The sequence below is a fragment of the Acidovorax sp. GW821-FHT11A03 genome, from assembly GCF_058809075.1.
Map to the genome: position 1 here is coordinate 412,347 of NZ_JBXASG010000004.1, position 12,643 is coordinate 424,989.

The following is a 12,643-nucleotide window of genomic DNA, read 5'->3' on the forward strand; positions in this document are numbered from 1 at the left end:
CAGGAAGACTGCATTGAAGCCAGCGGACGTATCGGTGATATTTCCTGGCAAGGCCTTTTGGTATGCGTGCGTGTCCGCAGCGCCGCCCGACAAGTTCAGATACATACGGCCCGCCGCGCCGCCGCCACACCCAGTGCAAACCCCGGAGAATCACGGCCCATGAGCACGCCCACCGAAGACCACGTCCTGATCGTCGATGACGACGCCGGCATCCGCGAGCTGGCGGCCGAATACCTGCAACGCCAGGGCCTGCAGGTGAGCGTGGCGGCCGATGGGCGGCAGATGCGCGAGGTGCTGGCCACGCAGCGCATCGACCTCTTGGTGCTGGACCTGATGCTGCCCGGCACCGACGGCATCACGCTGTGCCGCGAGCTGCGCAGCCCCGGCGCGCCGCCGCTGCCCATCATCATGCTCACCGCGCGCAGCGACGAGGCGGACCGCATCCTGGGCCTGGAGCTGGGCGCGGACGACTACCTGACCAAGCCCTTCGCCGCGCGCGAGCTGCTGGCGCGCATCCACGCCGTGCTGCGGCGCACGCGCATGCTGCCGCCCAACCTGGCGGCGGCCGAGCCCGCGCGGCAGCTGGCGTTCGGCGACTGGCGGCTGGACACCACGGCGCGCCACCTGCTCGATGCCACGGGCGCGGTGGTGGCGCTGTCGGGCGCCGAATACCGGCTGCTGCGCGTGCTGCTGGACCACCCGCAGCGCATCCTCACGCGCGACCAGCTGCTGCAGCTCACGCAGGGGCGCGACGCCGATGTGTTCGACCGCTCCATCGACCTGCTGGTCAGCCGCGTGCGCCAGCGGCTGGGCGATGGCGCGCGCGGCTCGCGCTACATCAAGACAGTGCGCAACGAGGGCTATGTGTTCTGCGCCGACGTGTTGCCCACGGCAACCTCCAACGAGGCCGCCGCATGACGCTGCGCGGGTGGCCCCGCTCGCTGTTCGGGCGCATCCTGCTGGTGCTGGCGCTGGGCCTGGCGCTGGCGCATGCGCTGACCTTCGTGCTCGCGCTCACCGAGCGCGGCATGACCATGCGCCGCGCCATGGTGTCGTACCTGGCGAGCGACGTGGCCAGCTCCGTGGCCATGCTGGAGCGCCTGCCCGCCGCAGAGCGCGCGCAGTGGGTGGACCGGCTGGCGCGCCGCAATTACCGGTTTGCGCTGACCGCGCCGCTGGATGCGCCCGAGGACCCGTCCGACCTGGCCCGCCTGATCGCGGGCGCCGTGGGCGCCACGCTGCCCCCCGGCCAGACAGTGCGGGTGATCGACCCCCGCGTGCCCGGCACCGAGCTGCGCCTGCAGCTCCAGTTGAGCGACGGCACGCCGCTGGCCGTGGACATGGACGAGCCCCGGCTGCAGGTCTCGCCCTGGGTGCTGGGCGCGCTGGCGCTGCAGCTGGCGCTGCTGGCGGGCCTGTGCGCCTGGGCCGTGCGCGCGGCCACGCGGCCCCTGCGCACGCTGGCCGACGCGGCCGACGCGCTGGGTGCCGACCGCCCCGCCGTGCCCCTGGCCGAGGACGGCCCGCGCGAAGTGCAGCGCGCCGCCCAGGCCTTCAACCGCATGCAGCAGCGCATCCAGGCGCACCTGGAGGAGCGTATGCGCATCCTGGCCGCCGTCTCGCACGACCTGCAGACGCCCATCACCCGCCTGCGCCTGCGCGCCGACCTGCTGGACGATACCGCGCTGCAGGGCAAGCTGCACGCGGACCTGGCCGAGATGCAGTCGCTGGTGGAAGAAGGCATTGCCTACGCGCGCTCGTCCCAGGCCGCCCGGGAGCCCCTGCAGCGCGTGGACCTGCGCGCGCTGCTGCAGAGCATTGCATTCGACTACGCCGATGCGGGCCTGCCCGTGACGCTGCTGCACGCCGCAGAGGGCACCTGCGACACGCGCCCGCAGGCCCTGCGCCGGCTGGTATGCAACCTGGTGGACAACGCGCTCAAGTTCGCCGGCGCGGCCGAGCTGAGCCTGGAGGCCGGGCACCAGGGCCCATGGCTGGTGCGGGTGCTGGACCGGGGGCCGGGCATCCCGGCCGCCGAACTGGCCGCCGTGCTGCAGCCCTACGTGCGGCTGGAAGACTCGCGCAACCGCGGCACCGGCGGCACGGGGCTGGGCCTGGCCATTGCGAACGAACTGGCCCAGGCGCTGGGCGGCCGGCTGGTGCTGGGGCCGCGCGAGGATGGTGCGGGGCTGGAGGCGCGCGTGGAAGTGCCGGGGTCGCGGGAAACCTCCGCATAAGTCAGGCGCACCGTATGCCCCTGCGGCGTCGGGCGGTCCGGGGCGTTGCCGCAGCCTCGGTCGCGCTGCTAAAGTGGCCACCCCGTGGACTGTCAGACAGGGAACGCCGTGGAAACCACCGCAAACAGCAGTAGCACCCGCAGCCAGCACATCCGCATCGGCATCGGCGGCTGGACCTTCGAGCCCTGGTGCGACAACTTCTACCCCGCGGGCCTCGCGCACAGCAAGGAGCTGCAGTACGCCAGCCGCCAGCTCAGCGCCATCGAGGTCAACGGCACCTACTACAGCACCTTCAAGCCGCCCACGTTTGCCAAGTGGCACGGCGAGACGCCCGAGGGCTTCATGTTCTCGCTCAAGGCCAACCGCTTCGCGACGAACCGCCGCGTGCTGGCGCAGGCGGGCGACTCGGTCATGCGGTTTGTGGAAAGCGGCATCTCGGAACTGAAGGACAAGCTCGGCCCCATCGTCTGGCAGTTCATGCCCACCAAGGTGTTCGAGCCGGGGGACTTCGAGGCCTTCCTCGCGCTGCTGCCCCAACAGGTCGATGGCCGCCGCCTGCGCCATGTGCTCGACGTGCGGCACGAGAGCTTTGCCACCCCGGCCTTCATCGCGCTGGCCCGCCGGTACGGCTGCGTGCCGGTGCACACCGATTCCGAGAAATTCCCGGCCATCGCCGATGCCGAGGCGGACTTCGCCTACCTGCGGCTGATGCGCAGCCAGGCCGACGTGCCCACCGGCTACACGCCCGAGGCGATTGCGCAATGGGCCGAGGGCGTGCGCGCCTGGACCCGCGGCGAACGGCCGCGCGATGTGTTCGTGTATTTCATCAACGGCGCGAAGGAGCGGGCCCCGGCCGGCGCGATGGAGCTGATGGCGCAGCTGGGACTGCGGGCGCAGGCCGCAGGTGCTGGCGAGATGGCGATGAGAAAGAAATCGGCGCCTGGCGCTTATCCATGAAGCGCCAAAAGCTATTGATTCAATAGCAAAATCACCCTGTCGCGGGCTGCCCGGACGCCTGCCCGCGGCACCAGGCGCGGCATGGGCTTGACGGCGGCCCAAGGGCCTCGGGTACACTGCATCCTTCATGTCGTACACCGCCATCCCCTTCACCGCACGCGCCACGGCCTTCCAGGGCATGTGCATGATGCTGTCCGCATTCACGCGGGCGATGGGTGCACGAATGATTACCACCATTACCACCGCGGCCACCTGAGCACGCGCAGGTGGCCGTTTCGGCAGCCACCTGGTGATCGCTCTCTCTTCTCCCCCAAGACGAATTGACTGAAACCCAGCTCTGGCAGCTGGGTTTTTTTGTTTGTTTGTTTTGCAGTCGTTTGGAGAAGCCCATGTTCCGCGATCCCGTCCAGTCCCTAGAAGCCCCGTCGTTCGAGCCTTCCGCCGCGGCCATGCGCCCCCTGCGCGTGGGCATGATCGGCATTGGCACCGTGGGCGCGGGCACCTTCCGCGTGCTGGCGCGCAACCAGGCGCTCATCGCGGGCCGCGCGGGGCGGGGCATCAAGATGGTGGTGGTCTGCGCCCGCAGCCTGGCCCGCGCCATGAGCGTGGTGGGCAAGGACGTGGCCCTGACCAACGACCCCATGCAGGTCGCCACGCACCCCGATGTGGACGTGCTGGTGGAGGCCGCCGGCGGCACCGGCCCGGCGCGTGAATGGGTGCTGGCCGCCATCCGCGCGGGCAAGCATGTGGTCACGGCCAACAAGGCGCTGCTGGCCGAGCATGGCAACGAGATCTTCGCCGCCGCGCGCCAGCACGGCGTGGCCGTGGCGTACGAAGGCGCGGTGGCCGTGAGCATCCCCATCGTGAAAGCGCTGCGCGAGGGCCTCACGGCCAACCGTATCGAATGGGTGGCCGGCATCATCAACGGCACCACCAACTTCATCCTGAGCAAGATGCGCGACGAGGGCGTGGGCTTTGCCGAGGCGCTCGCCCAGGCGCAGGCGCTGGGCTACGCCGAAGCGGACCCGACCTTCGACATCGAGGGCATCGACGCCGCGCACAAGATCACGCTGCTGGCCGCCAATGCGTTCGGCATGCCGCTGCGGTTCGCCGACGCGCAGGTGGAGGGCATCACCGCGCTGCAGGGCCTGGACGTGGCCTGCGCGGAGCAGCTGGGCTTTCGCATCAAGCTGCTGGGGGTGGCGCGGCGCCGCGAGCACGGCAATGGAGTCAACGGCGATGGTGCCGACGGCGTGGAGCTGCGCGTGCAGCCCGCGCTGGTGCCCGCCACGCACCTGCTGGCGCATGTCAATGGCTCGATGAACGGCATCATGGTCAAGGGCGATGCGTCGGGCGTGACGATGTACTACGGCGCGGGCGCGGGCTCCGAGCAGACCGCGTCGGCCGTGATCGCCGACCTGGTGGACGTGGCGCGGCTTCATGGCACCCACGCGGCGCAGCGGGTGCCGCACCTGGGCTTTCATGCCAGCGCCATCAGCAACGACCAGGCCGTGCTGCCGCGCGCCGCCGTGCGCACGCGCCACTACCTGCGGGTGCCCGTGCACACGGCCCAGCAGATCGAGGCCGTGGGCGCCTGGCTGGCGGCGCAGCACGTGCCGGTGCTGCGCGTGGAGCTGGCGGCCGAAAAAACACTGCAGGCCGACAAGGCGGCATCCAGCGCCGGCCATCCCCAGGTGCTGGTGCTCACCGACGTGGCGGCCCAGTCCACGGTGGACCTGGCCATGCACGCGCTGGCCGCGCACCCCGCCGTGGCCGGGCCGGTGGTGTCGCTGCGCGTGGAGATGCTGGAGGGCTGATGCTGAAGGGTTGCCATGGGCGGTGTCTGGCCGCACGCCACGTCGTGCCACCACCACTCGGCACTCACCAGCACCGTTCACGCTGAGCCTGTCGAAACGCGGCGCATGGCTGCGACAGGCGCAGCCCGACCGGTACGGGTTGATGCTGCGGTTTTAAAGGTCCAAACAGGCTCTGTCGTCCTACTATCAAGCGCTTCAAGCTATGAATATCGCAGCAATCACTGGCTAGATGCCCGGCCCTCGTTCCACCAGCGCCGCCATGGCCAGCGCTTGCGGCGTGCCTTGCGCCGTCAGCCCCTCGACGACGCCGGCGCGGTCCGTGTCCGTGCGGTTCTGGCTCACCTTCCAGACGCCTTCCCAGCGTTCCACCGCCAGCTCCACGCCCACGATGGCGCCCAGCAGCTTGTGCAGGTAGTCGGCGGGCGCATCGTCCACGTGCCAGGGGTGCGGGCGGTGCGCCTCGTGGGCCTCGGTCAGCGTGTGCAGGATCGCGCGCAGGCGCTCGGGGTCGCCGTCCACCGCGCTGAGCGTGCCGTGGGCGTGCACCGTGGCGTAGTTCCAGGTGGGCACCTGTTTGCCATCGACGGCCTTGGACGGGTACCACGACGGCGACACGTAGGCCTGCGGGCCATGGAACACGGCCACCGCCTGCTGCGGCAGCAGCGGCCACACGCCGTTGCCGCGGCCCACGTGGCCCACCAGCGTGCCGTGTGGGCCGCGCGTGGGGTCCAGGTACAGCGGCACGTGGTTGACGTGCAGGGCGCCCTCGTGCGAGACGACCAGGGTGGCCAGGGGCTGGTCCCGCACCAGGCCGTGCAGAACGGCTCGGTCGGTCACCTGGAACTGGCGGTTGGCAATGGTCATGTCAGTGGTCCTTCCACGTCCAGCACGGGCGCGCAGTCGATCTGCGTCTTGACCGAGTTGGCCAAAAAGCACGCCGCGTGCGCCTGGTGGTGCAGGTCGGCCAGCACCGCGCTGCTGGGCGCGTGCGCCGCGTCGAAGCGCGTCACGGGCCGCAGCTGCACGTGCGCAACCACCAGGCGGCCTTCGGCATCCTTGGCCATGGTGCCCACGGCGGCATCGGTGTAGCTGTCCACGCGCCATCCGGCGCGGCAGGCGAAGTCCAGGAACCACAGCATGTGGCAGCTCGACAGCGCGGCCACGTAGGCTTCTTCGGGGTCCACGGCCGAAGCGTCGGAGTAGGGCAGCGGCACCACATGCGGCGACGACGACCCGGCCACCACGGCGCCGCCATCGAATTGCCAGGTGTGCGCGCGGTGGTAGCGCTTGTCCAGAAAGTCGTCGCTGCCACGGGACCAGGCGATGGTGGCGGTGTGCTCGGCCATAGGATCTTTCTTGGGGGACCGGGCCTCGCAGGCGACCCGGATGGTTTCTAAAATGGTTCTTCAGTTTATGGCTGCATTGCCACAACGAAGGGGCCAATTCATGCCGGTTGCCAGAGCCAATTCGAAGACCGTCGCCGCCGCCACGGGTGCTCCGGGCCCGCGCCAGGGCCTGCTGCGCCAGCAGGTCTATGAGCAGTTGCGCGGCGCCATCGAGCACGGCCGCCTGCCCGCGGGCACGCGCCTGCCGCCGTCGCGCGAGCACGCGGCGGGCCTGGGCGTGTCGCGCAACACGGTGCTCTGGGCCGTGCAGCGCCTGCAGGCCGAAGGGTATGTGGAGGCGCGCGTGGGCGACGGCACCTACGTGTCGCAGGCCGCGGGCGTGGCGCCCGCGCAGGGCCTGGTGGCGCCGCCGCGCGGGCTGTCGAAGCGCGGGCAGCTCATTGCCGAGACGGCGGCGCGCTGGCGGCCGCCGCATGTGGCGGCGCGGGCATTTCGCATCGGCGCGCCCGAGGTGGACACCTTTCCGTTCGCGCTGTGGGACCGCCTGGCGCGCCAGGCCAGCCCCGGCCAGCGCAGCGCCCGCGCGCAGTACCTGGACCCTGCGGGCGACCCCCAGCTGCGCCAGGCCATCGCGCTGTGGCTGTGGGCGTCGCGCGGCATCCGCTGCGATGCGGCGCAGGTGGTGGTGTGCTCGGGCTCGCAGCAGGGCATCGATCTGATCGCGCGGCTGCTGCTGGACGCGGGCGACGAGGTGCTGGTGGAAGACCCGGGCTACCCCGGCATCCGCGCCAGCCTGCTGGGCCACGGCGTGCTGGCGCGGCCCGTGGCGCTGGATGCGCAGGGCCTGCGCATCGCCGAAGGCGCCGCGCAGTGGCCCGGTGCGCGCATGGCCGTGGTCACGCCCACGCACCAGTTCCCCACCGGCGTGTGCATGCCACTGGCGCGGCGCCAGGCCCTGCTGCAGTGGGCGCGCACGCACGACGCCTGGGTGGTGGAGGACGACTACGACGGCGAATTCCAGTACGGCAAGCACGACGGCAAGGCCCAGCGCGTGCCCGCCCTGTGCAGCCTGCCGGGCTCTGAGCGCGTGCTGTACGTGGGCACGTTCTCCAAGACCCTGCACCCCGGCCTGCGCCTGGGCTTCGTGGTCGTGCCACCCGCGCTGGTGGAACCCTTTGCCATGGCCCGCGCCATCACCGACCGGCATGCGCCCGGCGACGCACAGGCGGTGCTGGCGCGCTTCATCGCCGAAGGCCACCTGCTGCGCCACCTGCGGCAGATGCGCGAGCTGTACCAGGAGCGCCAGCAGGTGCTGATCGACGCGCTGGCCCAGGCCAGCGGCGGCGCGCTGCAGCTGGCGCCCAGCGACCGGGGCATGCACCTGCTGCTGGAATGCGCGCCCGGCAGCAACGACGAGGCCTTGAGCCGCAGCGCACTCGCCGCCGGGGTGATGCTGGCACCCTTGTCGCGCTATGCGATGGAATCGAACCGTAGAGGCTGGCTGTTTGGCTACGCGGGCTACGGCGAGCCCGAGATCGTGGCCGCCGCGCGGGTAGTGGCGCGGTTAGCTTCCAGAAGTCACCGCAAGGGGCTCTGACCGGCGAGCGACCGCCGCGCTGGCGGTATCCCCCTACCTTTTCCACCATTGCTGCGAGAGCGCGGGCTGCCGGATGTCCAGCCGCTCGCCCATCACCGGCGCCACCAGCGGCACGCCGGCTTTCCCGGCCAGGGCGGTGATGCGGTCGAACGGGTCCGTCCACGCGTGCAGCGCCAGGTCGAACGTACCGTTGTGGATGGGCATCAGGTGGCGGCCCTTCACGTCCAGGTGGGCCTGCAGGCTTTCCTCGGGCTGCATGTGCACGTCGGGCCACTGGGCGTCGTAGGCGCCGGTTTCCACCATCGTCAGGTCGAACGGGCCGAAGCGCTCGCCGATGGCCTTGAAGCCGTCGAAGTAGCCCGTGTCGCCGCTGAAGAAGATGCGCGTGTCCCCCGCCACCAGCACCCACGACGCCCACAGCGTGCGGTTGCCGTCCGACAGGCTGCGGCCCGAGAAGTGCTGCGCGGGCGTGGCCACCAGTTTCACGCCGGCGATGGTGGTGCCCTGCCACCAGTCGAACTGCTGCACCTTGGCGGCGGGCACGCCCCAGGCGACAAGGCGGTCGCCCACGCCCAGCGGCGTGACGAAATGCGCCACCTTGGGGGCGAGCTGCCGGATGGCATCGAAGTCCAGGTGGTCGTAGTGGTCGTGCGAGAGCACCACGCCGGTGATGGGCGGCAGCTCGTCGATGGCGATGGGCGGCGCATGGAAGCGCTTGGGGCCCATGAAGGAAAACGGCGAGGCGCGTTCGGAGAACACCGGATCGGTCAGCCAGAACTGGCCCTGCAGCTTGAGCAGCATGGTCGAGTGGCCCAGGCGCCACAGGCTCAGGTCGGGGGCGCCCAGCAGGTCGGCCTGCGTGAGCGGCAGCACCTGGGGCGGCCGGGCCGGCACCGCGTCGGCGGGCTTGTCCGTCATGAAGCGCCACATGATGCCCAGGGTCTTGGCAAAACCCGGGGCCTGGCGCGGCGCCGCATTGCGGAACTTGCCATCGACGTACTGGGGCGACTGCTCATGGGAGCTTGCCGGCAAGGAGGTGCAGGAAAGGATGCTGTAGGCCATGGCGGTGACAACGGTGAGGATGAGAAGGATTCGGGGCGTGCGGCGGAGCATGGATGCTTTTCCGAAAAGTGCACTGCACAGTGTAGTTCACTTTTCCAAAAAGTAAACTACCCGGTGTAAAATAGGGGAATGACCGAGCCCGCCACCGTGATCGCCCCCACCCGCCTGACCGACCGCAAGCGCGAGGCCATCGTGCAGGCCGCCATCGGCGAATTCCGCGAACATGGCTTCAACGGCACCAGCATGGACCGCGTGGCCGCGGCGGCCGAGGTGTCCAAGCGCACGGTGTACAACCACTTTCCCAGCAAGGACGAGCTGTTCGGCGCCATCCTGGACCACCTGTGGGAGCGCAGCCATTCATTGCCCGACGTGGCCTACGACGCGGGGCGACCGCTGCGCGCGCAGCTGCTCGCGGTGCTGGAGCAGAAGATGGAGCTGCTGAACGACGCGAGCTTCATCGACCTCTCGCGCGTGGCGATGGCCGAGATGATGCACACGCCCGAGCGCGCCCAGGCCATGGTGGCGCGCCTGTCCGAAAAGGAAGAAGGCCTGCCGCGCTGGATCCGCGCGGCCCAGCAGGACGGCGCCCTGCGCGCGGGGGTGGACCCGCAGTACGCGGCCCACCAGCTGCACGGCATGGTCAAGTCCTTTGCCTTCTGGCCCCAGCTGGCCATGGGCCAGCCGCCGCTGGCGCCTGCCGTGCAGCAGCAGGTGCTGGCCGATGCGGTGGAGATGTTCCTCGGGTTCTACGCGGTCGGCGCGCCGTAGGCCGGGGAACCCCGGCCCGGGCAAAATGCTCGCCGCACGACCGCCAGCCCCTCCCCGGGCACGCCTCCCATGCGCAAACGCCACTCCCTCCTCATCGGCCTGGGCATCGCCACCGCGGCGGTCTGGGTTTTCAACGCCTCCTGGCGCGCAGCGCCGCCCGAAGGCGCCAAAGCGCGCCTGATCGCGCACCGGGGCGTGCACCAGACCTACCACCGCGAGGGGCTGGAGCGGGACACCTGCACCGCCCGGCGCATCGAGCCGCCCACGCACGACTACATCGAGAACACGGTGCGCTCCATGCAGGCGGCATTCGCCCATGGCGCGGACATCGTGGAGCTGGACGTGCACCCCACCACCGACGGCCGCCTGGCCGTGCTGCACGACTGGACGCTGGACTGCCGCACCGAAGGCCGGGGCACCACGCGCAGCCACGCGATGTCCTACCTGCGCACGCTGGATGTGGGCTACGGCTACACCGCCGACGGGGGCCGGACCTACCCCCTGCGCGGCAAGGGCGTGGGGCTGATGCCCGAGCTCTCCGAGGTCTTCACGGCCATGCCCGGCCAGCGCTTTCTCGTCAATTTCAAGAGCCGGGAGGCGCGCGAGGGCGACATGCTCGCCGCGCTGGTGGCCGGACAGCCCGCCTGGCGGCAGGCCATCTGGGGCGCGTACGGGGGCGACGAGCCCACCCTGCGCGCCGCCGGGGCGCTCGCGGCCCAGGGCGGGGCACCCGTCAGGACCTGGTCGCGCCAGGGGCTGGCGCAGTGCCTGGGCCGCTACATCGCCCTGGGCTGGGCCGGCATCGTGCCCGAGGCCTGCCGCCAGACCACCGTGATGGTGCCCCTGAACGTCGCGCCCTGGCTCTGGGGCTGGCCGAACCTGCTGCAGCGGCGGCTTCAGCAGGCGGGCAGCGAGATCATCCTGCTGGGCCCCTACGGCGCGGGCGACGCCGGCACCTCGGGCATCGACACGCCCGCGCAGCTGGCCCAGGTGCCCCGGGGCTTCGCGGGCTATGTCTGGACCAACAAGATCGAGGTCATCGGGCCGGCCTTCCGGCGCTGAGCCCGGCTTGGCGCTACGCTTGGCGGCTGCGTGCACCCCGGCACATTCCGGCTTCTTTCTCTTCACCACCACCTCATCCCTTCCCACCCCATGCCCCTTGCCCCCTACCTCGATACCGCCCCGTGCCTGGGCAGCGGCGTCTTCATCCACGACTCCGCCCAGGTGATCGGCGACGTGACCCTGGGCCGCGACGCCTCGGTGTGGTGCAACGCCGTGCTGCGCGGCGACGTGAACCGCATCGTGGTGGGGGAGTGCAGCAACGTGCAGGACCTGGCCATGGGCCATGTCTCGCACCGCAACGCCAGCAAGCCCGAGGGCTCGCCGCTCCTCATCGGCAGCCATGTGACCATCGGCCACTCGGTGATCCTGCACGGCTGCCGCATCGGCGACGAATGCCTGATCGGCATGGGCTCGATCGTGATGGACGACGCCGTGGTGGGCGACCGCGTGATGCTGGGCGCGGGCAGCCTGGTCTCGCCCGGCAAGGTGCTGGAAAGCGGCTACCTCTACATGGGCCGCCCGGCGGTGCGCCAGCGCGCGTTGACGGACGCGGAGATGGCGTACCTGCGCTACTCGGCCGAACACTACGTGCGGGTGAAGAACAACTACCAGGCCCCGCCGCTGACGGAGCCTGCAGCCTGATCCGGTCCGGAAGTCCGGCACGCCCCAGGGCGCGCGGGCGGCGCGTATCGCATCACTATTCGAGCCATGTTTGTCTATGAGTGAACTTCTTGAGCAACTGTCCCAGTCGGTCTCCACGGCCCACTCCGTCGAAGAGCTGACGCGGCCGCTTCTGGAAATGCTGGAGGCGGTGACGGGGCTGGAGTCCACCTACCTCACCGCCATCGACGAGGCACAGGGCGTGCAGCACGTGCTGTACGCGCGCAACTCCAGCGCCATGCAGATCCCCGAGGGCCTGGTCGTGCCCTGGAACGACACGCTGTGCAAGCGCGCGCTGGAAGAGGGCCGCACCTTCACCGACAACGTGCCCGCCTGCTGGGGCGATTCGCAGGCCGCGCGCGGCCTGGGCATCCGCACCTACGCGAGCCAGCCCGTGCGCGTCGGCAACGGCGCGCTGTACGGCACGCTGTGCGCGGCCAGCACCCACGCCCGCCCGCGCACGCCCGAGGCCGAACGCATCCTCACGCTGTTCGCCTACCTCATCGGCCAGCAGGTGGAACGCGAGCAGCTCATCCACAAACTGCTGGCCGCCAACGAACAGCTGGCCGCCGTGGCCGCCACCGACCAGCTCACGGGGCTGCCCAACCGCCGCGCGCTCATGGAGGCGCTGGAACGGATGCTGGCGCAGGGCCGGCGCCGGCAGATGGGCGTGCAGATCGCGTTCATCGACCTCGACGGCTTCAAGGCGATCAACGACACCCACGGCCACGAGGTGGGCGACCAGTTCCTCGTGGCCGTCGCGCAGCGCCTGCGGGGCGTGCTGCGCGCCGAGGACCTGGCCGCGCGCCTGGGCGGCGACGAGTTCGTGGTGATCAGCCTGAGCGCACACGCCGGCGACGCCCTGCACACCGCGCAGGATGCGCTGAGCCTGCGCATCGCCCAGGCCACGCAGGGCCGCTTCGACCTGCCGGGCGCATCGCTGGACTACGCCGGCGCCAGCGTGGGCGCGGTCACCATGGCGCCGGACCAGACCTGCAGGGCCGAGGACGCCCTGCGCGTGGCCGACCAGATGATGTACCAGGTCAAGCGCGCGCGCCGGCAGGCCCAGGACGCGCTGGCACAGGCGCGCGGCGGGCTGCCCACCCGCCGCTGAGCCGGCCCGCGCCGCCGCCGCAG

13 protein-coding genes are annotated in these 12,643 nt (G+C 70.8%); 10 read left to right on the top strand and 3 right to left on the bottom strand.

Annotated features, from left to right (window positions below; genetic code table 11):
* Positions 1-159: 159 nt before the first annotated feature.
* The 5 genes from AC1RVY_RS12295 (at position 160) to AC1RVY_RS12315 (ending at position 5,011) form a co-directional block, all read left to right on the top strand.
* Positions 160-918 (top strand): response regulator, encoded by a 759-nt coding sequence (locus tag AC1RVY_RS12295; protein ID WP_492806723.1) that lies wholly within the window; start codon positions 160-162, stop codon positions 916-918.
* Complete coding sequence (locus tag AC1RVY_RS12300; protein WP_492806724.1) at positions 915-2,237, top strand: ATP-binding protein; 1,323 nt, start codon at positions 915-917, stop codon at positions 2,235-2,237. The genes AC1RVY_RS12295 and AC1RVY_RS12300 overlap by 4 nt, the downstream gene beginning before the upstream one ends.
* A gap of 108 nt (positions 2,238-2,345) precedes the next feature.
* Positions 2,346-3,194, top strand: coding sequence for a DUF72 domain-containing protein (locus tag AC1RVY_RS12305; protein WP_492806725.1), 849 nt, complete (start codon positions 2,346-2,348; stop codon positions 3,192-3,194).
* A gap of 127 nt (positions 3,195-3,321) precedes the next feature.
* A complete protein-coding gene (locus AC1RVY_RS12310) occupies positions 3,322-3,450 on the top strand; it encodes a hypothetical protein (RefSeq protein WP_255590954.1) in 129 nt (42 codons plus the stop codon).
* Positions 3,451-3,583: 133 nt separating this feature from the next.
* The gene (locus tag AC1RVY_RS12315) at positions 3,584-5,011 is read left to right on the top strand and encodes a homoserine dehydrogenase (RefSeq protein ID WP_492806726.1); all 1,428 of its coding nucleotides are present in this window, start codon (positions 3,584-3,586) and stop codon (positions 5,009-5,011) included.
* Positions 5,012-5,236: 225 nt separating this feature from the next.
* Here AC1RVY_RS12315 and AC1RVY_RS12320 read toward each other — a convergent pair whose 3' ends face one another.
* Positions 5,237-5,875, bottom strand: a complete 639-nt coding sequence (locus tag AC1RVY_RS12320) for an FMN-binding negative transcriptional regulator (RefSeq protein WP_218339339.1) — start codon at positions 5,873-5,875, stop codon at positions 5,237-5,239.
* Positions 5,872-6,357 (bottom strand): OsmC family protein, encoded by a 486-nt coding sequence (locus AC1RVY_RS12325; protein WP_218339338.1) that lies wholly within the window; start codon positions 6,355-6,357, stop codon positions 5,872-5,874. Before AC1RVY_RS12325 ends, AC1RVY_RS12320 begins: the two co-directional genes overlap by 4 nt.
* Before the next feature lie 100 nt (positions 6,358-6,457).
* On the opposite strand from AC1RVY_RS12325, the gene pdxR reads away from it, so the two are divergent.
* Positions 6,458-7,954 (top strand): MocR-like pyridoxine biosynthesis transcription factor PdxR, encoded by a 1,497-nt coding sequence (gene pdxR / locus AC1RVY_RS12330; RefSeq protein ID WP_492806727.1) that lies wholly within the window; start codon positions 6,458-6,460, stop codon positions 7,952-7,954.
* A 33-nt stretch (positions 7,955-7,987) separates the two neighbouring features.
* On the opposite strand, the gene AC1RVY_RS12335 is transcribed toward pdxR, so the two are convergent.
* On the bottom strand, positions 7,988-9,016 hold the full coding sequence (locus tag AC1RVY_RS12335) for an MBL fold metallo-hydrolase (protein WP_492255442.1): 1,029 nt from the start codon (positions 9,014-9,016) through the stop codon (positions 7,988-7,990).
* Positions 9,017-9,145: 129 nt separating this feature from the next.
* Here AC1RVY_RS12335 and AC1RVY_RS12340 point away from each other — a divergent pair, with 129 nt between their 5' ends.
* The 4 genes from AC1RVY_RS12340 to AC1RVY_RS12355 all read left to right on the top strand — a co-directional run bounded on the left by AC1RVY_RS12340 (position 9,146) and on the right by AC1RVY_RS12355 (position 12,620).
* Positions 9,146-9,784, top strand: a complete 639-nt coding sequence (locus AC1RVY_RS12340; protein WP_218296357.1) for a TetR/AcrR family transcriptional regulator — start codon at positions 9,146-9,148, stop codon at positions 9,782-9,784.
* Between the two features lie 69 nt (positions 9,785-9,853).
* Entirely contained in the window at positions 9,854-10,846 is a 993-nt protein-coding gene (locus AC1RVY_RS12345) for a glycerophosphodiester phosphodiesterase family protein (protein ID WP_492806728.1), read from the top strand.
* A gap of 90 nt (positions 10,847-10,936) precedes the next feature.
* A complete protein-coding gene (locus tag AC1RVY_RS12350) occupies positions 10,937-11,488 on the top strand; it encodes a gamma carbonic anhydrase family protein (RefSeq protein ID WP_218296359.1) in 552 nt (183 codons plus the stop codon).
* A 76-nt stretch (positions 11,489-11,564) separates the two neighbouring features.
* Positions 11,565-12,620: a sensor domain-containing diguanylate cyclase gene (locus tag AC1RVY_RS12355; RefSeq protein ID WP_218339333.1), complete on the top strand. Its 1,056-nt coding sequence runs from the start codon at positions 11,565-11,567 to the stop codon at positions 12,618-12,620.
* The last annotated feature ends 23 nt before the right edge of the window (positions 12,621-12,643 follow it).

Coding starts and splice junctions, on each gene's coding strand:
- AC1RVY_RS12295 (WP_492806723.1), top strand. CDS start 160: ATGAGCACGCCCACCGAAGACCACGTCCTGATCGTCGATGACGACGCC.
- AC1RVY_RS12300 (WP_492806724.1), top strand. CDS start 915: ATGACGCTGCGCGGGTGGCCCCGCTCGCTGTTCGGGCGCATCCTGCTG.
- AC1RVY_RS12310 (WP_255590954.1), top strand. CDS start 3,322: ATGTCGTACACCGCCATCCCCTTCACCGCACGCGCCACGGCCTTCCAG.
- AC1RVY_RS12315 (WP_492806726.1), top strand. CDS start 3,584: ATGTTCCGCGATCCCGTCCAGTCCCTAGAAGCCCCGTCGTTCGAGCCT.
- AC1RVY_RS12320 (WP_218339339.1), bottom strand. CDS start 5,875: ATGACCATTGCCAACCGCCAGTTCCAGGTGACCGACCGAGCCGTTCTG.
- AC1RVY_RS12325 (WP_218339338.1), bottom strand. CDS start 6,357: ATGGCCGAGCACACCGCCACCATCGCCTGGTCCCGTGGCAGCGACGAC.
- pdxR (WP_492806727.1), top strand. CDS start 6,458: ATGCCGGTTGCCAGAGCCAATTCGAAGACCGTCGCCGCCGCCACGGGT.
- AC1RVY_RS12335 (WP_492255442.1), bottom strand. CDS start 9,016: ATGGCCTACAGCATCCTTTCCTGCACCTCCTTGCCGGCAAGCTCCCAT.
- AC1RVY_RS12340 (WP_218296357.1), top strand. CDS start 9,146: ATGACCGAGCCCGCCACCGTGATCGCCCCCACCCGCCTGACCGACCGC.
- AC1RVY_RS12345 (WP_492806728.1), top strand. CDS start 9,854: ATGCGCAAACGCCACTCCCTCCTCATCGGCCTGGGCATCGCCACCGCG.
- AC1RVY_RS12350 (WP_218296359.1), top strand. CDS start 10,937: ATGCCCCTTGCCCCCTACCTCGATACCGCCCCGTGCCTGGGCAGCGGC.
- AC1RVY_RS12355 (WP_218339333.1), top strand. CDS start 11,565: ATGAGTGAACTTCTTGAGCAACTGTCCCAGTCGGTCTCCACGGCCCAC.